The sequence below is a fragment of the Polaromonas sp. P1_A2 genome, assembly GCF_056406895.1.
Window position 1 is genome coordinate 941,386 of the sequence record NZ_JBFTZI010000002.1, and the last position, 24,578, is coordinate 965,963.

Annotated in this window: 23 protein-coding genes; 14 read left to right on the forward strand and 9 right to left on the reverse strand. The window is 63.4% G+C overall.

Annotated elements, in window-relative coordinates; genetic code table 11:
* Positions 1-101 precede the first annotated feature (101 nt).
* From AC1D09_RS11470 to AC1D09_RS11495, 6 genes are all read right to left on the reverse strand, one after another.
* Entirely contained in the window at positions 102-1,640 is a 1,539-nt protein-coding gene (locus AC1D09_RS11470) for a 2-isopropylmalate synthase (RefSeq protein ID WP_477663293.1), read from the reverse strand.
* Positions 1,641-1,667: 27 nt separating this feature from the next.
* The gene (gene leuA / locus AC1D09_RS11475) at positions 1,668-3,368 is read right to left on the reverse strand and encodes a 2-isopropylmalate synthase (RefSeq protein ID WP_477663294.1); all 1,701 of its coding nucleotides are present in this window, start codon (positions 3,366-3,368) and stop codon (positions 1,668-1,670) included.
* 173 nt (positions 3,369-3,541) lie between these two features.
* Positions 3,542-4,354: a CDP-diacylglycerol--serine O-phosphatidyltransferase gene (gene pssA, locus AC1D09_RS11480; RefSeq protein WP_477663295.1), complete on the reverse strand. Its 813-nt coding sequence runs from the start codon at positions 4,352-4,354 to the stop codon at positions 3,542-3,544.
* 248 nt (positions 4,355-4,602) lie between these two features.
* Positions 4,603-5,619 (reverse strand): ketol-acid reductoisomerase, encoded by a 1,017-nt coding sequence (gene ilvC / locus AC1D09_RS11485; RefSeq protein ID WP_413329667.1) that lies wholly within the window; start codon positions 5,617-5,619, stop codon positions 4,603-4,605.
* Positions 5,620-5,746: 127 nt separating this feature from the next.
* The gene (gene ilvN / locus AC1D09_RS11490; protein WP_007869681.1) at positions 5,747-6,238 is read right to left on the reverse strand and encodes an acetolactate synthase small subunit; all 492 of its coding nucleotides are present in this window, start codon (positions 6,236-6,238) and stop codon (positions 5,747-5,749) included.
* 111 nt (positions 6,239-6,349) lie between these two features.
* Positions 6,350-8,128 (reverse strand): acetolactate synthase 3 catalytic subunit, encoded by a 1,779-nt coding sequence (locus tag AC1D09_RS11495; RefSeq protein WP_477663297.1) that lies wholly within the window; start codon positions 8,126-8,128, stop codon positions 6,350-6,352.
* Between the two features lie 323 nt (positions 8,129-8,451).
* Between AC1D09_RS11495 and AC1D09_RS11500 the strand changes: the two genes are divergently transcribed.
* The 6 genes from AC1D09_RS11500 to AC1D09_RS11525 all read left to right on the forward strand — a co-directional run bounded on the left by AC1D09_RS11500 (position 8,452) and on the right by AC1D09_RS11525 (position 11,912).
* Positions 8,452-9,018, forward strand: a complete 567-nt coding sequence (locus AC1D09_RS11500; RefSeq protein WP_477663298.1) for an RNA polymerase sigma factor — start codon at positions 8,452-8,454, stop codon at positions 9,016-9,018.
* Positions 9,015-9,461 (forward strand): DUF3619 family protein, encoded by a 447-nt coding sequence (locus tag AC1D09_RS11505; protein WP_477663299.1) that lies wholly within the window; start codon positions 9,015-9,017, stop codon positions 9,459-9,461. The genes AC1D09_RS11500 and AC1D09_RS11505 overlap by 4 nt, the downstream gene beginning before the upstream one ends.
* Before the next feature lie 83 nt (positions 9,462-9,544).
* Positions 9,545-10,186 carry a DUF3106 domain-containing protein gene (locus tag AC1D09_RS11510; protein WP_477701069.1) on the forward strand — a complete coding sequence of 214 codons (642 nt, stop codon included), beginning with the start codon at positions 9,545-9,547 and terminating at the stop codon, positions 10,184-10,186.
* A 104-nt stretch (positions 10,187-10,290) separates the two neighbouring features.
* On the forward strand, positions 10,291-10,806 hold the full coding sequence (locus tag AC1D09_RS11515; protein WP_477701070.1) for an RDD family protein: 516 nt from the start codon (positions 10,291-10,293) through the stop codon (positions 10,804-10,806).
* Between the two features lie 36 nt (positions 10,807-10,842).
* Entirely contained in the window at positions 10,843-11,295 is a 453-nt protein-coding gene (locus AC1D09_RS11520) for a diacylglycerol kinase (RefSeq protein WP_477663302.1), read from the forward strand.
* Entirely contained in the window at positions 11,292-11,912 is a 621-nt protein-coding gene (locus AC1D09_RS11525; protein WP_477663303.1) for an LOG family protein, read from the forward strand. Before AC1D09_RS11520 ends, AC1D09_RS11525 begins: the two co-directional genes overlap by 4 nt.
* 15 nt (positions 11,913-11,927) lie before the next feature.
* Here AC1D09_RS11525 and AC1D09_RS11530 read toward each other — a convergent pair whose 3' ends face one another.
* Together AC1D09_RS11530 and AC1D09_RS11535 are read right to left on the reverse strand one after the other, a co-directional pair.
* The gene (locus AC1D09_RS11530) at positions 11,928-12,266 is read right to left on the reverse strand and encodes a P-II family nitrogen regulator (protein WP_007869659.1); all 339 of its coding nucleotides are present in this window, start codon (positions 12,264-12,266) and stop codon (positions 11,928-11,930) included.
* Positions 12,267-12,423: 157 nt separating this feature from the next.
* Complete coding sequence (locus tag AC1D09_RS11535) at positions 12,424-14,112, reverse strand: NAD+ synthase (RefSeq protein ID WP_477663304.1); 1,689 nt, start codon at positions 14,110-14,112, stop codon at positions 12,424-12,426.
* Positions 14,113-14,172: 60 nt separating this feature from the next.
* On the opposite strand from AC1D09_RS11535, the gene AC1D09_RS11540 reads away from it, so the two are divergent.
* From AC1D09_RS11540 to AC1D09_RS11565, 6 genes are all read left to right on the forward strand, one after another.
* Positions 14,173-15,354 carry a GNAT family N-acetyltransferase gene (locus AC1D09_RS11540; protein ID WP_477663332.1) on the forward strand — a complete coding sequence of 394 codons (1,182 nt, stop codon included), beginning with the start codon at positions 14,173-14,175 and terminating at the stop codon, positions 15,352-15,354.
* Between the two features lie 116 nt (positions 15,355-15,470).
* Positions 15,471-16,067, forward strand: a complete 597-nt coding sequence (locus AC1D09_RS11545) for a porin family protein (RefSeq protein WP_477663305.1) — start codon at positions 15,471-15,473, stop codon at positions 16,065-16,067.
* Between the two features lie 88 nt (positions 16,068-16,155).
* Positions 16,156-16,473, forward strand: coding sequence for a hypothetical protein (locus tag AC1D09_RS11550; RefSeq protein ID WP_477663306.1), 318 nt, complete (start codon positions 16,156-16,158; stop codon positions 16,471-16,473).
* 31 nt (positions 16,474-16,504) lie between these two features.
* Complete coding sequence (locus AC1D09_RS11555) at positions 16,505-17,311, forward strand: hypothetical protein (protein ID WP_477663307.1); 807 nt, start codon at positions 16,505-16,507, stop codon at positions 17,309-17,311.
* Between the two features lie 111 nt (positions 17,312-17,422).
* Positions 17,423-19,027 carry a wax ester/triacylglycerol synthase family O-acyltransferase gene (locus tag AC1D09_RS11560; protein ID WP_477663308.1) on the forward strand — a complete coding sequence of 535 codons (1,605 nt, stop codon included), beginning with the start codon at positions 17,423-17,425 and terminating at the stop codon, positions 19,025-19,027.
* Positions 19,028-19,112: 85 nt separating this feature from the next.
* Positions 19,113-19,949, forward strand: coding sequence for an alpha/beta hydrolase (locus AC1D09_RS11565; RefSeq protein ID WP_477663309.1), 837 nt, complete (start codon positions 19,113-19,115; stop codon positions 19,947-19,949).
* A gap of 68 nt (positions 19,950-20,017) precedes the next feature.
* On the opposite strand, the gene ppa is transcribed toward AC1D09_RS11565, so the two are convergent.
* Positions 20,018-20,551 carry an inorganic diphosphatase gene (gene ppa / locus AC1D09_RS11570; RefSeq protein ID WP_074574658.1) on the reverse strand — a complete coding sequence of 178 codons (534 nt, stop codon included), beginning with the start codon at positions 20,549-20,551 and terminating at the stop codon, positions 20,018-20,020.
* A 308-nt stretch (positions 20,552-20,859) separates the two neighbouring features.
* On the opposite strand from ppa, the gene AC1D09_RS11575 reads away from it, so the two are divergent.
* Together AC1D09_RS11575 and AC1D09_RS11580 are read left to right on the forward strand one after the other, a co-directional pair.
* Positions 20,860-23,049 (forward strand): sodium-translocating pyrophosphatase, encoded by a 2,190-nt coding sequence (locus tag AC1D09_RS11575; protein WP_477663333.1) that lies wholly within the window; start codon positions 20,860-20,862, stop codon positions 23,047-23,049.
* Positions 23,050-23,144: 95 nt separating this feature from the next.
* A complete protein-coding gene (locus AC1D09_RS11580) occupies positions 23,145-24,578 on the forward strand; it encodes an aldehyde dehydrogenase family protein (RefSeq protein ID WP_477663310.1) in 1,434 nt (477 codons plus the stop codon).

A 24,578-nucleotide genomic window follows, 5' to 3' on the forward strand; every position in this document is an offset into this window, starting at 1 on the left:
ACACTCAATTCGTGCGATTTTTCCGCTTCGCCTCTCGGTTTGCACCCAGACTCAGCGCCAAGTCGTTGAATTTAAACGACTTTATTTTCCGAATTGTTACATCAACCCTGCGCAGCCACCCGGTCAGCTTTACTTTGGAGTTTGTTCAGGGCACTCAGATACGCCTTGGCCGAGGCCACCACGATGTCCGGATCGGCCCCCACCCCATTGACAACCCGTCCGCTGTTCTGCAAGCGCACCGTGACTTCCCCCTGGCTTTCCGTCGACCCGCTGATGGCGTTCACGGAGTAAAGCACCATCTCGGCACCGCTTTTGACGTGTGATTCGATGGCCTTGAGGGAAGCGTCCACGGGGCCGTTGCCGTCCGACTCGCCTTTGACTTCCTTGCCGGCCACCGTGAACACGACGCTGGCCTGGGGGCGCTCGCCGGTTTCACTGTGCTGCGACAGGGACACAAAGCCGTACTGCTCGTTGTCGTGGGAAGCGCTTTCATCGCTGGCCAGCGCCAGGATATCTTCGTCAAAAATTTCACTCTTGCGGTCGGCGAGTTCCTTGAATTTGGCAAAGGCGTTGTTGATGTCCGCTTCGCTTTCCATGGCGACACCGAGCTCGAGCAATCGCTGCTTGAAGGCGTTGCGCCCGCTCAGCTTGCCCAGCACGATCTTGTTGGCGCTCCAGCCCACGTCCTCGGCGCGCATGATTTCATAGGTGTCGCGCGCCTTGAGCACGCCGTCCTGGTGGATGCCCGATGCATGGGCAAACGCGTTGGCACCGACCACGGCCTTGTTCGGCTGCACCACAAAGCCGGTGGTCTGGCTCACCATGCGGCTGGCCGCGAGGATGTGCTGCGTGTCTATGCCCAGGTCCAGGCCGAAATAATCCTTGCGGGTCTTGACGGCCATCACCACTTCTTCGAGCGAACAATTGCCGGCGCGCTCGCCCAGGCCATTGATGGTGCATTCCACCTGCCGCGCACCGCCGATTTTCACGCCGGCCAGCGAGTTGGCCACGGCCATGCCCAGGTCGTTGTGGCAGTGCACAGACCAGACGGCCTTGTCGCTGTTGGGAATGCGCTCGCGCAGGTTCTTGATGAAGTTGCCGTAGAGCTCGGGAATGGCGTAGCCCACGGTGTCGGGCACGTTGATGGTGGTTGCCCCCTCCTTGATCACGGCTTCCAGCACGCGGCACAGGAAATCAGGCTCGGAGCGATAGCCGTCTTCGGGGCTGAACTCGATGTCGCCCATCAGGTTTTTGGCAAAACGCACCGAGAGTTTGGCCTGCTCGAACACCTGGTCGGGCGTCATGCGCAGCTTTTTTTCCATGTGCAGGGGGCTGGTCGCCAAGAACAAGTGCAGGCGCCCGGAAACGGCCGGCTTCAGGGCCTCGGCGGCGCGGGAAATATCCCTGTCGTTGGCACGCGCCAGCGAGCAGACCGTGGAGTCCTTGACGACCTCCGCGATCGCTTTGACGCATTCGAAGTCACCGTTGGAGCTGGCGGCAAAGCCGGCCTCGATCACGTCGACCTTCAGGCGCTCCAGCTGGCGGGCGATGCGCAGCTTCTCGTCCCGGGTCATGGAAGCGCCGGGCGACTGCTCGCCGTCGCGCAAGGTGGTATCAAAAATAATGAGTTTGTCGGTCATGGTGAGGCTCCTGAAGCTGAAGATTTTTTAGTTGGATGGGGCCAAAGCGGCGCAAGACGTATTTTCGCTCGAAGCCTTGCGCATTTGCGCGCGCTGCCATCCTGACAGAATGGCCTTCAATGATGCCGAGACGATATTCGCGTCCATGCCGACGCCAAACACCGTATGCCGTTCGTCGACGCGCAATTCCAGGTAGGCCACGGCGCGGGCATCGGCACCGGAGCCGAGGGCGTGCTCATGGTAGTCCAGCACGCGCACCGTGGTGCCCAGCGCGGCGTTCAAGCCATTGACGAAGGCCTCGATAGGCCCGGCGCCCTGCCCTGCAATCTGCCGCATCCCGCCGGCTATTTGCACCTGGGCCGTCAAAGCCACGCCATCCGCCGAGACGCTTTGCTGAACCTGCGGCGCCGCGGTGCCGGCCATGCCGTATTCGTCCTGAAACAGCTGCCACAGATCTTGCGCCGTCAATTCCTTGCCTTCGCTGTCCATCACTGACTGCACCGCCTGGCTGAATTCGATCTGCAGCCGGCGCGGCAATTCAAGGCCGTATTCGCTTTCCAGCAAATACGCGATGCCTCCCTTGCCCGACTGGCTGTTGACGCGAATCACGGCCTCGTAGCTGCGTCCCAGGTCTTTCGGGTCTATGGGCAGGTAGGGCACGGCCCAGGCAGCGCCTTCTTTTTGAACTGCGAAGGCTTTTTTGATGGCATCCTGGTGGGTGCCGGAAAACGAGGTGTAGACCAGCTCGCCGACATAGGGGTGGCGCGGGTGCACAGGCAGCTGGTTGCAATGCTCCACCGTGCGGCGGATTTCATCGATGTTGGAGAAGTCAAGATTGGGGGCCACGCCCTGGGTGTACAGGTTGAGCGCCACATTGACGATATCGAGGTTGCCGGTGCGCTCGCCGTTGCCAAACAGGCAGCCTTCGACCCGCTGCGCGCCGGCCATCAAGGCCAGTTCGGCCGCCGCCACACCGGTCCCGCGATCATTGTGCGGGTGAACCGACAACACCACCGCGTCGCGCCTGGCAATGTGGCGGTGCATCCACTCGATCATGTCGGCGAACACGTTGGGGGTCGAATGCTCCACCGTGGTCGGCAGGTTGATGATGCAGGGGCGCTCGGCCGTGGGCTGCCATACCTCGGTGACCGCATCGACCACGCGCTTGGAAAACGCCAATTCGGTGCCGGAAAAATGCTCGGGCGAATACTGGAAAGTCCACTGCGTAGCGGGCTGGGTACGCGCCAGATCCTGGATCAGCCGCGCATGGCTGGTGGCCAATTCCACGATCTGGTCCGGATCCATGCCCAGGACCACTTCGCGCATCAAGGGCGAGGTGGCGTTGTACAGGTGCACGATCACTCGCCGGGCGCCGGCCACCGCTTCCATGGTGCGGCGTATCAAAGGCTCTTTGGCGGGCGTCATCACCTGGAGGGTGACATCGTCGGGAACCATGTCGTTGTCGATCAGGTGGCGGACAAAGTCGAACTCAACCTGCGACGCGGCCGGAAAGCCGACCTCAATTTCCTTGAAGCCGATCCGCAGCAGCTGCCCGTACATCCGCAGCTTGCGTGCGATATCCATGGGCTCGATCAGCGCCTGGTTGCCGTCACGCAGGTCGGTGCTGAGCCAGACGGGCGCTTGTGTCAGGACAGCGTCGGGCCAGGTACGGTCGCGCAAGCCAATGGGGGCGAAGGCGGGATATTTGCTGGCAGGTTGCTTCAACATGGTTTTCCTCTCTCGAAATCCGAAATCAAGAACCAGCAACCCAAAAGAAAAACGGCCCGTTGCTGGTGCAAACGGGCCGTTGAATCAGGTGTACGCGTGCGCTACCGTCTCCGCCCGTTGGCAGATAGCAGTAGTGCTAGCGAAATTTGTTTCATCCGGTCAATGTACCACAATTATTTGTGAAGGCCGCGCTCGTCCGGTTCGTCGGTCGACGTCGATATCACGCTGGTCTGCAGGCCCTTGGCCTTGCGCCAGCCGTACAGCACATAGCCCGAAAGGCCATACAGCACAAACAGGCCGAACATCACGGTAGGCGGATGGATGTTGATCACGGCGATTCCCAGAGCGATCAGCACAATGGCCGCGAAAGGCACGCTGCGCTTCATTTGCACGTCCTTGAAGCTGTAGAACGGCACATTGGTGACCATGGTCAGGCCAGCGTAAAGCGTGAGGGCGAAAGTCACCCAACGCACTTCCATCCCGCTGATGCCGGCATCGGTCATCAGCCAGATAAAACCGGCCACCAGTGCCGCGGCAGCCGGCGACGGCAGGCCCTGGAAGAAGCGCTTGTCGACTACCGCCGTGTTCACGTTAAAACGGGCCAGGCGCAGCGCGGCGCAGGCACAGTACACAAACGCGCCTATCCAGCCCCAGCGCCCCAGGCTGGTCAGGGCCCAGACGTAGGCGATCAGGGCTGGCGCGGCGCCGAAAGACACCATGTCCGAGAGCGAATCCATCTGCTCGCCGAAAGCGCTCTGCGTGTTGGTCATACGGGCAACCCGCCCGTCCAGGCTGTCGAGCACCATCGCGCAGAACACGCCGATGGCGGCCTGGTCGAAGCGCCCGTTCATGGCCATGACGATGGCGTAAAAGCCGCCAAACAAGGCGGCCAGCGTGAAGAGGTTGGGCAATATGTAAATGCCCTTGCGGCGCTTGCGTATCACGACCTCCTGGTCGTTGCCCGCGGATTCTTCGCCATCATGCATAAAAAAAACTCCTGAAGCACAGCTGGTGCACACAAATAGCTATCAAAGTCATAGCATCCTAGGACACCACAGCGGAAGCCGGCCCCGCCCGCCGGGGGCACTCAATTGCCGGTCCAAGGCGCCAAGGATACCAAGATCGGCCCACATAAACTCCCGGAACACGCCCGAGTTTGTGCTTCCCAGAAAAAAAGCCGCGCAGGAACTTTGCGCGGCTTTTTGCAGGACAAGGCCCTGGCGGGCCTTTCCCATCAGTTGCGGGTCTGGTCGACCAGCTTGTTTTTGGCGATCCAGGGCATCATCGCGCGCAGCTTTTCGCCCACCACTTCGATCTGGTGTTCGGCATTGAGGCGGCGGCGGCTCAGCAGGGTTGGCGCGCCCGCCTGGTTTTCCAGCAGGAAGCTCTTGGCGTATTCGCCGGTCTGGATGTCCTTCAGGCACTTGCGCATGGCGTCCTTCGTGGCCGAAGTCACGATGTTGGGGCCCGTCACGTATTCGCCGTACTCGGCGTTGTTCGAGATCGAGTAGTTCATGTTGGCGATGCCGCCTTCATAGATCAGGTCGACGATCAGCTTGAGCTCGTGCAGGCATTCGAAGTAGGCCATTTCGGGCGCATAGCCGGCTTCCACCAGCGTTTCGAAGCCGGCCTTGATCAGCTCGACGGTGCCGCCGCACAGAACAGCCTGCTCGCCGAACAGATCGGTTTCGGTCTCTTCGCGGAAATTGGTTTCAATGATGCCGGCCTTGCCGCCGCCATTGGCCATGGCATAGCTCAGGGCCAGGTCGCGGGCCTTGCCGGACTTGTCCTGGTGCACCGCCACCAGGTGAGGCACGCCGCCGCCCTGGGTGTAGGTGTTGCGCACCGTGTGGCCGGGCGCCTTGGGGGCGACCATCCAGACGTCGAGGTCGGCGCGGGGAATCACGGCGCCGTAGTGCACATTGAAGCCGTGGGCGAACACGAGGGAAGCGCCCTGCTTGATGTTGGGGGCCACGTCGTTCTTGTAGACCGCGCCGATCTGCTCGTCGGGCAGCAGAATCATGACCACGTCGGCGGCTTTGACCGCGTCGGCGACTTCGGCGACCTTCAGGCCGGCCTTTTCAACCTTGGGCCAGGAAGCGCCGCCCTTGCGCAGGCCGACGACCACTTTCACGCCGCTGTCGTTCAGGTTTTGCGCGTGGGCGTGGCCCTGGCTGCCGTAGCCGATGATGGCGACCGTCTTGCCCTTGATCAGGCTCAAATCACAATCTTTGTCGTAAAAAACTTTCATTTTTCTCTCCAGAATAGGTATTGGCGAAAATGCCCTTCGACAGGCTCAGGGCGAACGGTAAACGCATATCGCCACTCAAAATCCGTTCGCGTTGAGCCTGTCGAAACGCGCGCACGGACGACTTAAATCAAACCCGCAAAATCCGCTCGCCGCGGCCGATGCCGCTGGAGCCGGTTCGCACCGTCTCCAGGATCGCGCTGCGGTCTATGGCTTCCAGGAAAGCATCGTTCTTGGACTGGTCGCCGGTCAGCTCGATGGTGTAGCTTTTCTCCGTGACGTCGATGATGCGTCCGCGGAATATATCAGCCATGCGCTTCATCTCCTCGCGCTCCTTGCCGACCGCGCGCACCTTGACCATCATGAGCTCGCGCTCGGTGTAGGCGCCCTCGGTCAGGTCGACCACCTTGACCACTTCGATGAGGCGGTTCAGGTGCTTGGTGATCTGCTCGATGACGTCGTCGGAGCCCGTGGTCTGTATCGTCATGCGCGACAGGCTGGGGTCCTCGGTGGGGGCGACGGTCAGGCTTTCGATGTTGTAGCCGCGCGCCGAAAACAGGCCGACCACGCGGGAAAGAGCGCCCGGCTCGTTTTCCAGCAAAACTGCAATGATGTGTTTCATAGGAAGATTCCTCTTTTCGCTGCCCTCCCCCGCGCACGGTAATGCGCAGGCTCGGCAGACAATAGATTCGTCAGGTGACGGTGAATGAATGGGTGTCTGGCGGCTTGAGGCTTAGAGGTCTTCCGACCCCAGCAGCATCTCGGTAATGCCCTTGCCGGCCTGCACCATCGGGAACACGTTTTCGGTCGGGTCCGTGCGGAAATCCATGAACACCGTGCGGTCCTTGAGCTTGCGGGCTTCGCGCAGCGCCGGCTCCACGTCCTGCGGCTTTTCGATCAGCATGCCGACGTGGCCGTAGGCCTCGGCCAGCTTGACGAAATTGGGCAGCGCGTCCATGTAGCTGCTGCTGTAGCGCCCGGCGTATTCGACTTCCTGCCACTGGCGGACCATGCCCAGGTAGCGGTTGTTCAGCGACACGATCTTGATCGGCGTGTTGTACTGCAAGCAGGTGGAGAGTTCCTGGATGCACATCTGCACCGAACCTTCGCCCGTGATGCAGAACACCTCGGAGTCAGGCTTGGCCAGCTTGATGCCCATGGCATAGGGAATGCCGACGCCCATGGTGCCCAGGCCGCCCGAGTTGATCCAGCGGCGCGGTTCGTTGAACTTGTAGTATTGCGCGGCCCACATCTGGTGCTGGCCCACGTCGGAGGTGATGTAGGTGTCGGCATCCTTGGTCAGGTTCCAGAGGGTTTCGACCACATGCTGGGGCTTGATGACGTCGCCCTTGCCCATGCTGTATTTCATGCAGTCGCGCTTGCGCCAGCCTTCGATCGTGTCCCACCAGCCGCCCAGCGCATTGGCGTCGGGCTTGAGGCCGGATTCCTTGATCATGCTGATCAGCTCGGTCAGCACGTCCTTCACGTCGCCCACGATCGGGATGTCGACCCGCACGCGCTTGGAGATGCTGGACGGGTCGATGTCGATGTGAATGATCTTGCGCTCGTTCTGCGCGAAATGCTTGGGGTTGCCGATCACGCGGTCGTCAAAGCGGGCGCCGACGGCCAGCAGCACGTCGCAGTTCTGCATCGCGTTGTTGGCTTCGATGGTGCCGTGCATGCCCAGCATGCCGAGGAATTTTTTGTCGCTGGCCGGGTAGGCGCCCAGGCCCATCAAGGTGTTGGTGCAGGGGTAACCCAGCATGTCGACCAGGGTGCGCAGTTCCTGCGAGGCATTGCTGAGCAGCACGCCACCGCCGGTGTAAATGTAAGGCCGCTTGGCCGAAAGCAGCAGCTGCAGGGCCTTGCGGATCTGCCCGCCGTGGCCTTTGCGAACCGGGTTATAGGAGCGCATTTCAACGGTTTGCGGGTAGCCCGCATAAGGCACCTTGTTGAAGGACACGTCCTTGGGGATGTCCACCACCACCGGGCCGGGGCGGCCGCTGCGAGCGATGTGAAAGGCCTTTTTCAAGGTTTCGGCCATCTGCCGCGCATCCTTGACCAGGAAGTTGTGCTTCACGATGGGCCGGGTGATGCCGACGGTGTCGCACTCCTGGAAGGCATCCAGGCCGATGGCGTGGGTGGGGACCTGTCCCGTGATGATGACCATCGGGATGCTGTCCATGTAGGCCGTCGCAATGCCGGTTACCGCATTGGTCACGCCGGGGCCCGAGGTGACTAGGGCCACGCCCACGTCGCCGGTGGCGCGGGCATAGCCGTCCGCCGCGTGCACGGCCGCCTGCTCATGGCGCACCAGGATGTGCTGGATCGAGTCCTGCTTGTAGAAGGCGTCGTAAATATGAAGGACCGCGCCGCCGGGATAGCCCCAGACGTACTTGACACCCTCAGCCTGAAGCGACTTGATGAGGATTTCCGCGCCGCGGAGTTCCTGGGAATTTGTGTGTGCAGACGCTGCTGCCGCGGAAGCGATTTCCGCCTTGGAGATTTCCATGATGAACCTTTGTGAATTTCTCTAACGAAATACCTTGGGTGCCTCTTCGCCCACTCTTGTGAAGCGGCGTCGAGACTTGAGGCCAAAACCATAAGCGGAAACATAAACCGCCGAGCCATGACCCGTTTGCCTTTTGAATTGCAGGGCATATTATGACATTTCGCGTTGCGCAATGGCCGCAGGCGCCGAAAAAGGGCCGGCCAGGGCCGGCCGTGATGCGATAATTTTCCAGCGGCATCCCATGGATGCATGCTGATCGGCACAGGCCCCGCGGCGACCGCGGGCCATCCCCGCAGCACTGGACGAACCGGAACCCCCTACCGTTGGCAACTGAACAAGAACTCTCGGATTTCCTGAAAAACGTTGAAAAACGGGCTTTCAAGCGCAGCATTTACCACGTCAGGGACGAAGAAGCTGCGCTCGACATCGTTCAGGACAGCATGATGAAGCTGGCGCAGCACTACGGCGACAAACCCGCTGCGGAGCTGCCCATGCTGTTCCAGCGCATCCTGGCCAACACCACGCTGGACTGGTTCCGCCGCCGCAAGACCCGCAACGCGCTCTTTTCCAACATGAGCGACTTCGAAGCGCCCGGGGAAGACGGAGATTTCGATCTTCTGGAAACTTTAGAGACCTTGACCAACTCAGAAGGTACGGAGAGCGCCCAGGACGCGACGGAGCGGGCTCAGATATTGCATGAGATCGAACTGCAGGTAAAGGAACTGCCCGCCCGTCAACGGGAAGCCTTTCTGATGCGTTACTGGGAGGAAATGGACGTCGCTGAAACAGCAGCCGCCATGGGCTGTTCAGAGGGTAGTGTCAAAACGCACTGTTCGCGCGCGGTTCACGCTCTCAGCAAAGCCCTGAGCGCCAAAGGTATAAAACTATGACTAATTCACTACAAAAAAGAGCCGATATCCTGCAGGACCGCTTTGGCCTGAAAACCGCCTCCTACCTGTCCGCAGGCGCGGCAGACCTGCCTTACGACATTTCCGAGCGCCTGCGTGCCGCGCGCTTTCAAGCCGTCTCCAACCGCAAAGTGGCAAAAACCCAAACCGCCCCCGGCATTGTGGTCAATGGCGGCAGCGCGGCCATGACCTGGGGGTCCGACGACGGCCTGAGCTGGTGGGCCCGGATCGGATCGGTCCTGCCCCTGGTGGCTCTGGTTGTGGGCCTGCTGGTCATCAATTCGATCCAGAACGACAACCGCGCCCAGGAACTGGCCGAAGTCGACGTGGCGCTGCTCACCGACGAACTCCCGCCCGCGGCCTTTGCCGATCCCGGTTTTGTCCAGTACCTCAAAGTGACGCGCCAAGCCCCCACGGTCCAATGACCCGCCCCGCAGGCGTCCGGCGCCTTCCCCTGCCTCTTGAACCTTCAAGCAGCTTGAAGCTGCAATGGCTGTCGTTCGGGCTCGTGGCGGCTGCCCTGCTGGCCGCTCCAGCCTTGGGTTTCGCCCAGGGCCCCAAACCGGCAGCCCCCGCCAGCGCGCCTGCCAAACCTGCGGCAAGTGCGCCCGCCAAAGCGGTCGTTTCCAAGCCCACATGGGCGGAGCTCAGCCCCATGCAGCAACAGGCGCTCGCGCCCCTGGCCTCAAGCTGGAACACCAACATCAGCGAGGCGCAAAAGCGCAAATGGCTGGAAATCTCCAAAAACTACCCTTCGCTGCCGCCTGAAGGCCAGGCCAACCTGCACAGCCGCATGAACGAATGGGTCACCTTGAGCCCCCAGCAGCGCGCCCAGGCACGGTTGAATTTCGGCAAGACCAAGGAACTCTCCAAGCAGCTCACGCCTGAAGAGAAAAAAGCCAAATGGGAAACCTACCAGGCCCTGAGCCCGGAAGAAAAACAAAAACTGGCCGCCAAGGCCAGCCCCAAGCCCACCGGGGCCGCAACCGCCGTCAAGCCGGTCGCTCCCCAGAAGCTGGCGCCCGTTCCGCCGCACCCGGTCAAGGCCAGCAGCAAGCCTGCGCCTAAAATCAATACTTCACAACCGGCGGCAGCCGCCACGCCCGCAGCACTGCCCGCCAGTGCCTCAGGCGTCACGCCCCAGCGTTGATACGCCGCCGGCAGGCAAACCTGCCGGATTTATTGGCCGCTCCGGCAGTTTCTGCCCTCGAGCATTGAAGAGCGACTCATTTGACAGCCACCGACACCCCCTCAATACCGTCCATCCCCCGGCGCATGGCATGCTGGATGTACGAAGGCATGCTGATGTTCGGCGTGGTTTTCCTGGCCGGCTACCTCTTCAGCACCCTGAGCCAGACCCGCAACGCGCTGGACAACCGCCATGCGCTACAGGCTTTTGTGTTTGTGATCTTCGGCATCTACTTTGTCTGGTTCTGGGCCAAGGGCCAGACGCTGGCCATGAAGACCTGGAACATCCGCGTGGTCGACGTCCACGGCGCGCCCATTACCCAAAAACGCGCCCTGCTGCGCTATGTGCTGAGCTGGCTGTGGTTCCTGCCGCCGCTGGCCGTCAGCTGGCTGCTGGCGCTGCCGGGCCGTGAGGGCGCCGTGCTGACGCTGGGATGGGTGGCCATCTGGGCCATTCTGGCGCGCTTTCATCCGCAAAAGCAGTTCTGGCACGACGTCTGGGCGGGGACCCGGCTGATCACCTGGGTAGCACCCGAAAAACCCCGCCGCAAGGACAAAGGCATGACAGGCGCGGGTGCATAACATCAACATGCCATAAAGCTGCGCGACAATCGCCCCATGCCCGAACAAGTTCCGTTTTCCGCCTCCGCGCCAGCCTCCATCAGCACCGCCTCCCCCGCGCCTCTCGATGAGCCGGTCAACCCCCAAAAACACCGCAGGGGCCTGACCCGCGTCTGGCATGCCACGGGCTACTCGATCGCCGGCCTGCGCGCCGGCTGGCATGAAACCGCCTTCCGCCAGGAAGCCATCGCCTCCATCGTGCTGATACCCGCCGCCTTCTGGCTGGGCCGCAGCTGGGTGGAGACCGTGCTGCTGGCCGGCACGGTCATCCTCATCATGATCGTGGAACTGCTCAACACCGGCATCGAAACCGCCATAGACCGCATAGGCCCTGAGTGGCACGACCTTTCCAAGCGCGCCAAGGACATGGGCAGCGCCGCCGTCCTGCTCAGCCTGCTGCTGTGCGCGGGCACCTGGGCCATGGCGCTGTGGCAACGATTTGCAGCATGAACAAAGACAACACCGAAGTGACAGACACCTCCAAACCTGCTTTTTCCCTTTGCGTCTACTGCGGCTCACGCACAGGCGCCCAGCCTGAATATGCCGCGATCGCCGCCCTGGTCGGCACCTGGATAGGAACCCACGGAGGCCAGCTGGTCTATGGCGGCGGACGCAACGGCCTCATGGGCATACTGGCCGACGCGGCGCTCGCCGCGGGCGCGCGGGTCGTGGGCGTGATTCCCAAGGCGCTGGTCGAAAAAGAATGGGCCCACACCGGCTGCACCGAGCTGCACATCGTGGAAAACATGCACGAGCGCAAACGCATCATGGCCGAGCATGCCGACGCCTTCCTGGCCCTGCCTGGCGGCATAGGCACGCTGGAAGAATTCTTTGAAGTCTGGACCTGGCGCCAGCTGGGCTACCACGACAAGCCGGTCGGGCTGCTCAACATGGGCGGTTACTACGACAGCCTGCTGGCCTTCCTGGCCTCATCGGTGAAGGCCGGCTTCATGAACGACTGGCTGATGGACCTGATACGCACCGGCAGCGAGGCGGAACCCCTGCTCGAAACCCTTGTGCAGACGGCCGGCATGACACCCGCTGCCACCCGCCTCGACCAGATTTAAGCGGCTTGGCGGCTCTCAGACCGCCGCTTCGTCTTCCTCGCCCGTACGGATGCGCACAACGCGCTCCACGCTGGTGATGAAAATCTTGCCGTCGCCGATCTTGCCGGTGCGCGCGGCGCGCACGATGGCGTCCACGCAGCGCTCCACATCCTCGGTTTTCACGACGACTTCGACCTTGACCTTGGGCAGGAAGTCGACCACGTACTCGGCGCCGCGGTAGAGCTCGGTGTGGCCCTTCTGGCGGCCGAAACCCTTGACTTCAGTGACGGTCAGGCCCGTCACGCCGCATTCGGCCAAAGCCTCGCGGACTTCTTCGAGTTTGAAAGGCTTGAGGACGGCGGTAATTTGTTTCACTGAATATCTCCGGTAGTTCTAAAAATCATCGAAAGCACTTGAAGGTCGCGAGAGGCTCTTCACCAGCATGAGCCGCGGGACTGGCTTTGCCAGACCGCAGGCGGGCGGCCCCCTCGGGGGGCAGCGACCCACACGCAGTGGGGGAGCGTGGGGGCCATCACTGTCTAAATTTGCTCGTAATAGGATAGCGCCAATCCTTGCCAAAGCTCCTGTGGGTGACCCTGATGCCCACCGGCGCCTGCCGGCGTTTGTATTCGTTGATTCGGATCAATTGAGCCACGCGCACGACCAACGCGCGGTCAAACCCGGCAGCGGCGATGGCGTCCACGCCCTGGTCGTTCTCCATATACCGCTCCAGGATGGCATCCAGCACCTCGTAAGGCGGCAGGCTGTCCTGATCGGTCTGGTCGGGGCGCAGCTCGGCGCTGGGCGGGCGCGTGATGATGCGCTCGGGAATCGGGTTGCTGCCGGTGCCGTAGGGGTCATTGGCATTGCGCCAGCGCGCCAGCCGGAACACCGAGGTCTTGAGCACGTCCTTGATCACCGCGAAGCCGCCCGCCATGTCGCCGTACAGCGTGCAATAGCCGGTGGCCATTTCGCTCTTGTTGCCGGTGGTCAGCACGATGGAGCCGAACTTGTTGGACAGCGCCATCAAAAACACCCCGCGTATGCGCGCCTGGATGTTTTCCTCGGTCGTGTCTTCCTTCAGGCCCTTGAACTCGCCGGCCAGCGAGGCCTTGAAGGCCTCGAATTCAGGCACGATGGAAATCTCGTCGTAGCGCACCTTCACGCGCTCGGCCATCTCGCGCGCGTCTATCCACGAGATATCGGCGGTATAGGGCGAAGGCATCATCACCGCGCGCACCTTGTCCGCGCCCAGCGCATCCACCGCGATCGCCAGCACCAGGGCCGAATCGATGCCGCCCGACAGGCCCAGGATGGCACCCGGAAAACCGTTTTTGCCCAGGTAGTCGCGCACGCCCAGCACCAGCGCGTCCCACAAATCGGCCTCGGGGCTGCGCTCGGGCGCCGTGTCCGCCGCCAATGTGACGGCATTCCCCGCGCGCTCGGCGCGGACGGCAAACAGCTTTTCCTTGAAACTCTCGGCCCGCCCGGCCAGCGTGCCGTCGGCCTGCAGCGCAAAAGAGCGCCCTTCAAACACGATTTCGTCCTGCCCGCCCACCAGGTGGGCATAAACCAGGGGCAAGCCAGTAGCCAGGCAGCGGTTTTGCATCATCTGCTCGCGCTCGCCGCCCTTGCCCACATGGAAGGGCGAAGCATTGATGACCACCAGCAGCTCGGCGCCGGCTTCCCTGGCCAGCCGCGCCGGCTCTTCAAACCAGGCGTCTTCGCAGATCAGCAGGCCTATGCTGATGGCCTCATCGCCCTCCCCGGCCTGAAACACGCAGCTGCCCTGGCCGGGTGTGAAGTAGCGGCGCTCGTCGAACACCTGGTAATTGGGCAGCTCGCGCTTGGCGTAACTTTCGATGACGCGGCCCTCGCGCAGCACCCGGGCCGCGTTGTGGCGCTGCTGCACCTCCACACTTTTGGTGCGCAAGCCCTTGCCGTTGTCGCCGTGGGTGGGCGTGCCCACCACCACCGTCAGGCCTTTTAACCCGGCCAGCTCGCGGGCCACTTGATTCACGGCATCATCACAGGCCTGGATGAAAGAGGGGCGTAAAAACAGGTCTTCAGCCGCGTAGCCGCAAATCGCCAGTTCCGGTGTCAGAACCAGCCGCACACCGTCCTGGTAGGCGGCGCGGGCGGCCTCGATGATCTTTTGCGCATTGCCCGGCATGTCTCCCACGCAGTAGTTCAATTGGGCAACGCAGATTTTGAGTGGCATGTAGAAGTAAAACCCCAAAAACACGTGAAAAAAGACTCAAACGATTATGTCATCCGCGTGATGGATTCGCCGCTGAAGGTGAATGCCTCCGAGTGGAATGCCCTGCTGGCGGCGCAAAGCCCCGGCGAAGCCGCCAACCCCTTCATGCGCCATGAATACCTGGCCGCGCTGCACGAAAGCGGCAGCGCCACCCCCGAGACCGGCTGGACGCCGCGCTTTGTCACTCTCTGGCAGGGCAATACCCTGGCCGGCGCCTGCCCGCTTTACCTCAAGGCCCACTCCTACGGCGAATACGTCTTCGACTGGGCCTGGGCCAATGCCTACCAGCAGCACGGCCTCGACTACTACCCCAAGGCCTTGGCCGCCGTGCCCTTCACGCCCGTGCCGGGCGCCCGGCTACTGGCGCGCACCGCCGCCGAGCGCGCATTGCTGGTCAAGGCGCTGCTTGCCTGGTGCGGCGATGAAAACCTGTCGTCGCTGCACCTGCTGTTTACGGCCGATGAAGATGTCGCCGCTTGCGAAGAGGCCGGGCTCATGCTGCGCCACACAGTCCAGTTCCACTGGACTGCACCGCCCGCCGGCTACCGTGACTTCGACGACTTCCTGATGTCGCTGAACCAGGAAAAGCGAAAAAAAATCCGCCAGGAGCGCCGCAAGGTGCACGACGCCGGCATCACTTTCCGCTGGTCGCTGGGCAAGGACATCAGCCAGGCCGACTGGGACTTCTTTTACCGCTGCTACGAGCGCACCTACCATGAGCACGGCAACGCGCCCTACCTGAGCCGCGACTTCTTCCGGCGCATGCAGGACACCATGCCGGAAAACTGGCTGCTGTTTGTGGCCGAAGGCACGCCAGGCGGCGAACGCCGGCCCATCGCGGCCAGCCTCATCGCTGTCAGCGCCCCGCCTTCATCGCCGGGCGCGGCCGCTCCCCCGCTGGCCGCCTACGGCCGCTACTGGGGCGCCCTGGCCCGCGTCGACTGCCTGCACTTCGAGGCCTGTTACTACCAGCCGCTGCAGTGGTGCATAGAGCACGGCTACCAGCGCTTTGAAGGCGGCGCCCAGGGTGAGCACAAAATGGCGCGCGCCCTGCTGCCGGTGAAGACCACCAGCGCCCACTGGCTGGCCCATCCCTCCTTCGCCGACGCGGTCGAACGCTTCCTGGAGCGTGAAGGCGCTGGCATCCAGAGTTATATGAACGACCTGGAGCGGCGCAACCCGTTCAAGGCATCCTCTAAATAGAGGACTTACAACAGAGCGATTAGGTCAATTTATGCGGAATCGACATACCAGGCGTTACAAATGAAGGTATGCTTGGCGCCGGTTTCTTAATGTTTCACACTTCTGAAAGTATTTCGATGAAAAAGGTTTTCCTGGCCGGCGCAATCGCCGCAGCGTTTGTGTCGATGCCGGCTTCGGCCCAGTGGTATATCGGTGGCGGTGTCGGTTCGTCCAAAGTCACCGGCGCAGACGGCACGGCGTCCACGACGCCTCCGCTTACGGTCACTGGCGCTGACTCCAACAAAGCTTCCGTCAAGATTTATGGCGGCTACCAGATCACCCCCAACTGGGGCGTGGAAGCCCAATACGCCGACCTCGGCAACCGCGATTTCGCGATCCGCAACGGTGCCGGCGTCCAACTCGCCACGGGTAGCCTGAAAACAACGCAATTCAGCATTGCCGGCACCGGCACGCTGCCGCTGGCCAACAACTTCTCGCTGTTTGGCAAGCTGGGCATCTCCAGCAACCATGGAAAAATCAGCGCCGTCGGCATCTCCGACCGCGGCAGCAAGACTTCCCCCCTGATCGGTGTGGGCGCCCTCTATAACGTCACCCCGAAACTCGCCGTTCGCCTCGAGTACGAAGACTTCGGCAAGTTCTCCAATGACGGCGGCGCAAGCGGCGGTGCGATTCGCGCCAATAACTTCGGCCTCAGCCTGCAATACGCATTCTGATAAGCTCCGTATCCTGAAAAAGCCGGGCTTGTCCCGGCTTTTTTCATCCAGCCGCCCCCTCATCCTTCACGTCACGCGAGGAACCCAAATGGCCGCCGCCTCCGCCTACAAGGTCAACCTGGTTGAATGCCCCACCCTCAGCGCCGAGCAGCGCGCAGCCGCGGAATTGCGCTTTCGCATGGCGCTTGAATTCGCCGTGGGCGGGCCCGAATATGTGCTGCCCTCTCTTCAGGCCTATATGCTGGCGCAGACCCTGAACGAAGGCCTGCCGCTGGAAGGCGCTTCGCAAGCCGAAGAGCAGGTCATCGCGCTGTGGGAGAACGCCGAGACCGATGCCATCCTGGCCGCCATGCGGCCGCTGGGCGACAACCTGGACAACGCGCGCTTCGAAATTATCCCGCTCTGAATCGCCGGGCGAGCCAACAGCCACCATCACCATGAGCAACGCCGCCATCCCGCTACCGCCCCCTTCGGCAACCGGCGCACAGGCCGCCAACGACAGCGCCGTTGAAACACCGTTGCCGCTGGGCCGCCCGCATGCCCGCCGCCTGCGTGAAATCTACCGCTCCGCCGGCTGGCCCTGCCAGGATCTGTTGGAAATCGAGCTCCTGGCCACCGGCATGCTGCAGCGCGTGGCCGGCCCGGCGGGCCATGAAACCTTGCGCGTCACCGACGCAGGAATCGCCTACCTGGCGGCCACGCTGCTGCGCAACCGCTCGGCCCTGTCCAAGCATGAAGCGCTGGTCGAGCAGGTTGCCGGCGAGATGGTGCGCGCCGGCCGCATCGCCTGGCGCGGCCTGGGGCTGCGCGCCCAGTTGCCGCCGGAAGCTGAAGGCGGCAAGGCCCGCTGGTGCATGGTCCGGCCCGACGTGTTCTCCATCCGCAACACCACGGTGCAGGAATACGTGGACCCCATCGTCCACGAGATCAAGGTGCACCGCTCCGACCTGCTGGGCGACCTGCGCCGCCCCGAAAAGCGCGCCGCCTACCTGGACCTGGGCGGTGAATGCTGGTACGTGCTGGGCTGCGATGCCAAGGGCCGGCCCATAGGCGCGGCCGACGAGGTTCCGGCCGAATGCGGCGTAATGCTGATGGAAGACCGGCGCCTGGTCGTGGCCCGCGCAGCGCCGCGGCGTTCGCGCCAGGCCTTGCCGCTGGGCGTCTGGATGGCACTGGCCAAGGCAACACCGGTAGCCGGGCTCAATGACGATGAGCAAGGCATGCTGGGCGACTGCGAAGCTTGAACGCGATCGCAGCCGCGCGCTGAGCCCGGCGCGACAGCCGCGGCTACGGCAAACCCTAGTGCCGCGGCCCGGCCCGCTCGGTTAAGGTCTCCCCACGGAGACAACACAACCATGAAATCCCTGACCGGCCTGGACGCGACCTTTCTTTACCTCGAAACCCCTGAAATGCCCATGCACGTGGGCTCGCTCAACCTCTGCGAACTGCCGGCCGGCTTCAAGGGCAGCTTTCACAAGGCCGTCAAAAACCACATCGCCAAACGCATGCACCTGGCGCCGGTGTTCAGCCGCAAGCTGGTGTTCATGCCGCTGGACCTGGGCCACCCGCTGTGGGTGGAGGCCGATTCGGTGGACATCGACTTCCACATCCGCCGCGCCGACCCCGCCAAAAAAGGCGCGGCGCCCATGACGCTGGCCGAGGTGCACAAGCTCTGCGCCCAGTTGCACGGCGAGGTCATAGACCGCGACTACCCGCTCTGGGAGTTCTACATCTTCGACCGCATCCAGCTGCCCGAATCCCAGGGCGGCGGCACCGTGGCGGGCTTTTTCTCCAAGATCCACCATGCCGCGCTGGACGGCAAGGGCGGCGTGATGCTGGCCAATGCCATGCTGGACCTCAGCCCCGAGCCGCGCGAGGTGGCGCCGCCCGACCCCGACAGGCGCCGCAAGCTGGAGGCCGACCTCAAGCTGGGCAAGATGATTGGGTCGGTGTTCTCGAGTTCGCTGGGCCAGCTGGCCAAGGTCGCCAAGTCGCTGCCCGCCGCGGCCAGCACCTTCGGCAGCACGCTGGCCAAACAATCCATGGGCAGCTCGGCCACCGGCGTCAAGCCCAAGATGCCCATGAAGCTGGCGCCGCCCACACCCTTCAACGCAGGCATAGGCACAGGCCGCGTGTTTGTCACCGCCACCATCCCGCTGGCGGAGACCAAGGCCATGGGCAAGGCGGTGGGAGGCTCTTTCAACGACATGGTGCTGTGGATCTGCTCGACCGCGCTGCGCAGCTACCTCACGCAGCACCACAGCCTGCCGAAAAAATCGCTGGTGGCCGCCATGCCGGTGTCGCTGCGCGAAGCCGGCGCCACCGATGCCAGCAACCTGGGCAACCAGGTCAGCATGAGCCTGGTCGAACTGGGCACGCACCTGGCGCACCCGCTCAAGCGCATGAACGCCATCATGGCCTCCACCGCCAAGGTCAAGACCTCCATGCAAAGCCTCAAGGGCCTGCTGCCGACCGATTACCCCTCGCTGCTGGCGCCCTGGCTGGTGGGCGGCGCCGCCAAGATGGCGCTCAATGCCTACGGCAAAAGCGGCATGGCCAGCCGCCTGCCCATGGTGGCCAACCTGGCGATTTCCAACGTGCCGGGCCCGCCCGTGCCGCTGTACCTGGCCGGCGCGAAATTCCTGACCTTCCATCCGCTGTCCATCATCCTGCACGGCCTGGCGCTCAACATCACCATACAGACCTACGCCGGCCACGTGGACTTCGGCATCATTGCCGACAAGAAAGCGCTGCCACATGCCAGGGACCTGGCCAAGGCCATCGAGGACGCCTTCGTGGAGGCGCAGGCGCTGATGGCGGCCCCGGCGCCGGCCGCACCCGCGCCCCGCAGGACAGCCAGGCCCACCGCGAAAAAGGCCACTGTGAAGGCCGCCCCGGTAAAAACCCGAAAGACCGCTGTCACGAAGGCGACGAAAACCGCGGCGAAGCGGGCAAGTTAGAGTCGCCTCCCTCTGTAAAAATCGGTAAGCGCCCCATACTGGTTTCTGTAGGAAACCAACACAAAAGTATCCAATGCTCCAAGCCATGGCAAGCCCCTCATCCAAGCGAAACCCGTCTTCCTCCCCCCAGAATTCCTCAAAACCGGCTCCGCACGATATTCCGCCCAGCGCCTGGCTGCTCGCACTCGAATTGCGCGCATTCTGGGAATTCGGCGCCCTGCTGCCCGCCTGGCCCCTGCTGGCCCGCGCGCCGCGCGGCGACGGCCATGCCGTGATGGTGTTTCCGGGCCTGTCGGCCAACGACGCCACCACCGTACCGCTGCGCCAGTACCTGCAGTCGCTCAATTACAAGCCCTGGGGCTGGGAACAGGGCTTTAACTTCGGCCCGCGCGCCGGCGTGCTCGAAGAAGCCCGCGACAGCCTCATCCGCACCTTCGAGGCCACGGGCCGCAAGGTCAGCCTGATCGGCTGGAGCCTGGGCGGCGTCTATGCGCGCGAGCTGGCCAAGGAAATGCCGGACAAGGTCCGCTGCGTGATCACGCTGGGTACGCCTTTTGCGGGCTCGCACAAGGCCACCAACGCCTGGCGTGTTTATGAGCTCACCAGCGGCCGCAATGTGGAGCGCGAATCCGAAAACTACGACCTGCCGGCCGCCCCGCCCGTGCCGACCACCAGCATTTATTCACGCAGCGACGGCGTGGTGGCCTGGCAGGCCAGCATCCAGGCGCCCAGCGCAAGCAACCCGCTGACAGAGAACATCGAGGTGCTGGCCAGCCATATCGGCATGGGCGTGAACCCCAGCGCCTGGTGGGCGGTGGCTGATCGTTTGGCCCAGCCCGAAGGCCAGTGGAAACCCTTCGCGCGCGAGGACAAGGGCCGGCTGCACGGCCTGGTCTACCCGGTGCCGGCGCAAGCAACTTAACACCGCGCCGGGCATCAAAAAAGCGCCTGCAGGTTTTCCTGCAGGCGCTTTTTTGTGGGAACCCGAAATCAGGCGGCCTTGGCGTAATTGGCAATGCCGTCGGTGATTTCCTTCTTGGCCGCATCCGGGCCTTCCCAGCCCAGCACCTTGACCCACTTGCCTTCTTCCAGGTCTTTGTAGTGCTCAAAGAAATGGGAGATGGTCTTCAGGCGCAACGGGTTCATGTCCTCGGGTTTTTGCCACTGGGTGTAGAGCGAGCATTTTTTGTCCACGGGCACGGCCAGCACCTTGCCGTCTTCGCCGGCTTCGTCCTGCATCTTCAGGATGCCGATGGCGCGGCAGGTCACCACAACGCCGGGAATCAGGGGCACCGGCGTGATCACCAGCACGTCGACCGGGTCGCCGTCGCCGCTGATGGTCTTGGGCACATAGCCGTAGTTGGTCGGGTAGTGCATGGACGTGCTCATGAAGCGGTCCACAAAAATCGCGCCGGACTCCTTGTCCACCTCGTACTTGACCGGGTCGGCGTTCATCGGGATTTCGATGATCACGTTAAAGGATTCGGGAACGTTTTTACCGGGGGAAACTTTATCGAGGGACATGGTCGCTTGAAGTGTGTGTTGAAGGGAAAGAGATGAAATGAAAGGCTTAGCGCCGCATGGATGGCCGCGCAAAGGGCGCGGGGGTTAATACTCTGTGGCTACCGGCAGCTCGGTATTTACCCTCATTTTACTGATTCAGGGCTTACGCATCGCGAACTTGTCATGTTTTCACGTTAAATTTCGCGAGTTGGCCAATCGACTTGTCTCCATACGTGACACAAGCAACGAGGAAGCAACGCAGCGGGGGCACCGCTCGCGTGGCACCCCCTCCAAGCGAAAAACAACGTAGGAGAATTTCAATGTCAGCTATGACAGGCAACTCGGCGCTCATTCTTGCGCTGGTCTGCGGACTGATCGCCGTCGGGTACGGTATCTGGGCACGCAGCTGGATTCTTTCCCAGGACGCAGGCAATGCGCGCATGCAGGAAATCGCAGCCGCCATCCAGACAGGCGCCGCCGCCTACCTCGCGCGGCAATACAAAACCATCGCCATCGTCGGTGTCGTCCTCGCGGTGCTCATCGGCTTCTTCCTGGACGGCAAGACTGCCGTCGGCTTTGTGGTCGGCGCAGTGCTCTCGGGCGCCTGCGGCTTTATCGGCATGAACGTCTCGGTGCGCGCCAACGTGCGCACCGCGCAGGCCGCCACCAGGGGCATAGGCCCCGCCCTGGACGTCGCCTTCCGCGGCGGCGCCATCACCGGCATGCTGGTCGTGGGCCTGGGCCTGCTGGGCGTGAGCGGTTTTTACTGGTTCCTGGTGGGCAACGGCAACTACACGCCGGACCTCAAGCTGGCCAACCTGCTCAACCCGCTGATCGGCTTTGCCTTCGGCTCCTCGCTGATTTCCATCTTCGCCCGGCTGGGCGGCGGCATCTTCACCAAGGGCGCCGACGTCGGCGCCGACCTGGTGGGCAAGGTCGAAGCCGGCATCCCCGAGGACGACCCGCGCAACCCCGCCGTGATTGCCGACAACGTCGGCGACAACGTGGGCGACTGCGCCGGCATGGCCGCCGACCTGTTTGAAACCTATGCGGTGACGCTGATCGCCACCATGGTGCTGGGTGCCCTGCTGCTGTCCAGCGCCGGCGCCACCGCCGCGGTCTATCCGCTGGCGCTGGGCGGCGTGTCCATCATCGCCTCCATCATCGGCTGCTTCTTCGTCAAGGCCTCGCCCGGCATGAAGAACGTGATGCCGGCCCTCTACAAGGGCCTGGCGATTGCCGGCGTGCTGTCGCTCATCGCCTTCTACTTCGTCACGATGTGGCTGATGCCCGACAACGCCGTCACCGCCACCGGCACGCAGATGCGCCTGTTCGGCGCCTGCGCGGTCGGCCTGGTCCTGACCGGCGCGCTCTGCTGGGTCACCGAGTACTACACCGGCACGCAGTACAAGCCCGTGCGCCACATCGCGCAGGCCTCCACCACCGGCCACGGCACCAACATCATCGCCGGCCTGGGCGTGTCCATGCGCTCCACCGCCTGGCCCGTGGTGTTTGTCTGCATCGCCATCCTGGTCGCCTTCAAGCTGGCCGGCCTCTACGGCATCGCGATCGCGGCGACCTCCATGCTGAGCATGGCCGGCATCGTGGTCGCGCTGGACGCCTACGGCCCCATCACCGACAACGCCGGCGGCATCGCCGAGATGGCCGAGCTGCCCAGCAGCGTGCGCGACATCACCGACCCGCTGGACGCCGTGGGCAACACCACCAAGGCGGTGACCAAGGGCTATGCCATAGGCTCGGCCGGCCTGGCCGCGCTGGTGCTGTTCGCCGACTACACGCACAAGCTCGAGGCCTACGGCAACGCCATCAGCTTCGACCTGAGCAACCCCTACGTCATCATCGGCCTCTTCATTGGCGGCCTGATTCCCTACCTGTTCGGCGCCATGGCCATGGAGGCCGTGGGCCGCGCCGCCGGTGCCGTGGTGGTCGAAGTGCGCCGCCAGTTCCGCGACATCAAGGGCATCATGGACGGCACGGGCAAGCCCGAGTACGACACCGCGGTCGACATGCTGACCACGGCCGCCATCAAGGAAATGATGATTCCCTCGCTGCTGCCCGTGGTGGTTCCCATCGTGGTCGGCCTGGCGCTCGGGCCCCAGGCACTGGGCGGCCTGCTGATGGGCACCATCGTGACCGGCCTGTTTGTCGCGATCTCCATGTGCACCGGCGGCGGCGCCTGGGACAACGCCAAAAAGTACATTGAAGACGGCAACCACGGCGGCAAGGGCTCGGAGGCGCACAAGGCTGCCGTGACCGGCGACACCGTGGGCGACCCCTACAAGGACACCGCCGGCCCGGCCGTGAACCCGCTGATCAAGATCATCAACATCGTGGCGCTGCTGATCGTGCCGCTGGTGATGAAATTCCACGGCGGTCCCGCGCAAGCCGCGCCCAGCGCGCCCATGGCGGAACCCCCGGCCGTGAGCGCACCGGCGGCGGCCACGTCGACGCCACCGGCAGCCACGGCCTCCGCTCCCGCGGCGCCAGCCTCCAAGTAAGACGCCACGCGTCCCATCCCAAAGCCCGCTACGGCGGGCTTTTTCACGGGTCTTTGCCGAGGCGTGTTTCATCGCTTTCGCGCAAAATCAGGCGCATGCAGCTTAATTTCATCGCCAACGCCTCCCTTCCGTCCGTCTCCGGCAAGACCATTCCCGTCATAGACCCGTCCGACGGCCAGGTGTTTGACGAGATCCAGCGCAGCAACGCGCACGACATAGACACCGCCGTGCGCAGCGCGCGCGAATGCCTGGAGCTGGTGTGGAGCCGCTTCAACGCCGCCGAACGCGGGCGCCTCTTGATGCGGCTGTCGGCCAAGGTGGCCGAGCATGCCGAGGAGTTGGCCCTGCTGGAGCAGCGCGACTGCGGCAAGCCCACCAAACAGGCGCGCGCCGACGCGGCGGCCCTGGCGCGCTATTTCGAGTTCTATGCCGGCGCCTGCGACAAGCTGCACGGCGACACCATTCCCTACCTGGACGGCTACAGCGTGATGACCTGGCGCGAGCCGCACGGCGTCACCGGCCATGTGATCCCCTGGAACTACCCCATGCAGATCTTCGGCCGCAGCGTGGGCGGCGCGCTGGCCGCGGGCAATGTCTGCGTGGTCAAGCCGGCCGAGGACGCCTGCCTCTCACTGATCCGCGTGGCGCAGCTCGCCGCCGAGGTCGGCTTTCCGGCCGGCGCCATCAACATCGTGACCGGCTATGGCCATGAAGTGGGCGACGCGCTGGCGCGCCACAAGGGCATAGACCACATCAGCTTCACCGGCAGCCCGGCGGTGGGCACGCTGATCCAGCAGGCGGCGGCCGAGCGCCACTGCCCGGTCACGCTGGAGCTGGGCGGCAAAAGCCCGCAAATCGTCTTTGCCGACGCCGACCTCGACGCCGCGATACCGGCCATCATCAACGCCATCGTGCAGAACGCCGGCCAGACCTGCTCGGCCGGTTCGCGCCTGCTGGTGGAACAGGCGATTTACGAGCCGCTGCTGCAGCGCCTGGGCCACGCCTTTGAAAACCTGCGCGTGGGCCCCGCCGCCATGGACCTCGACGTCGGCCCCCTGATACGGCAAAGCCAGCAACAGCGCGTCTGGGATTTCTTGAGCGACGCGCAGGTCGCCAACATCGCCATGGTGGCCCAGGGCCAGATCGTCGACGAGGCGCCCGACACCGGCTTTTACCAAGCCCCCACCCTGCTGCGCGACGTCCCGGCCACGCACCGGCTGGCCCAGGAAGAGGTCTTCGGCCCGGTGCTGTGCGCCATGAGCTTCAAGGACGAGAACCACGCCGTGGAACTCGCCAACGCCACCCAGTTCGGCCTGGTCGCCGGCATCTGGACGCGCGACGGCGCGCGCCAGTTCCGCATGGCCAGGCGCGTCAAAAGCGGCCAGGTCTTTATCAACAACTACGGCGCCGGCGGCGGCGTGGAGTTGCCTTTTGGCGGCGTGAAGTCCTCGGGCTACGGGCGCGAAAAAGGCTTTGAAGCGCTGTACGGCTTCACCACACTCAAGACCGTGGCGGTGCGCCACGGCTGA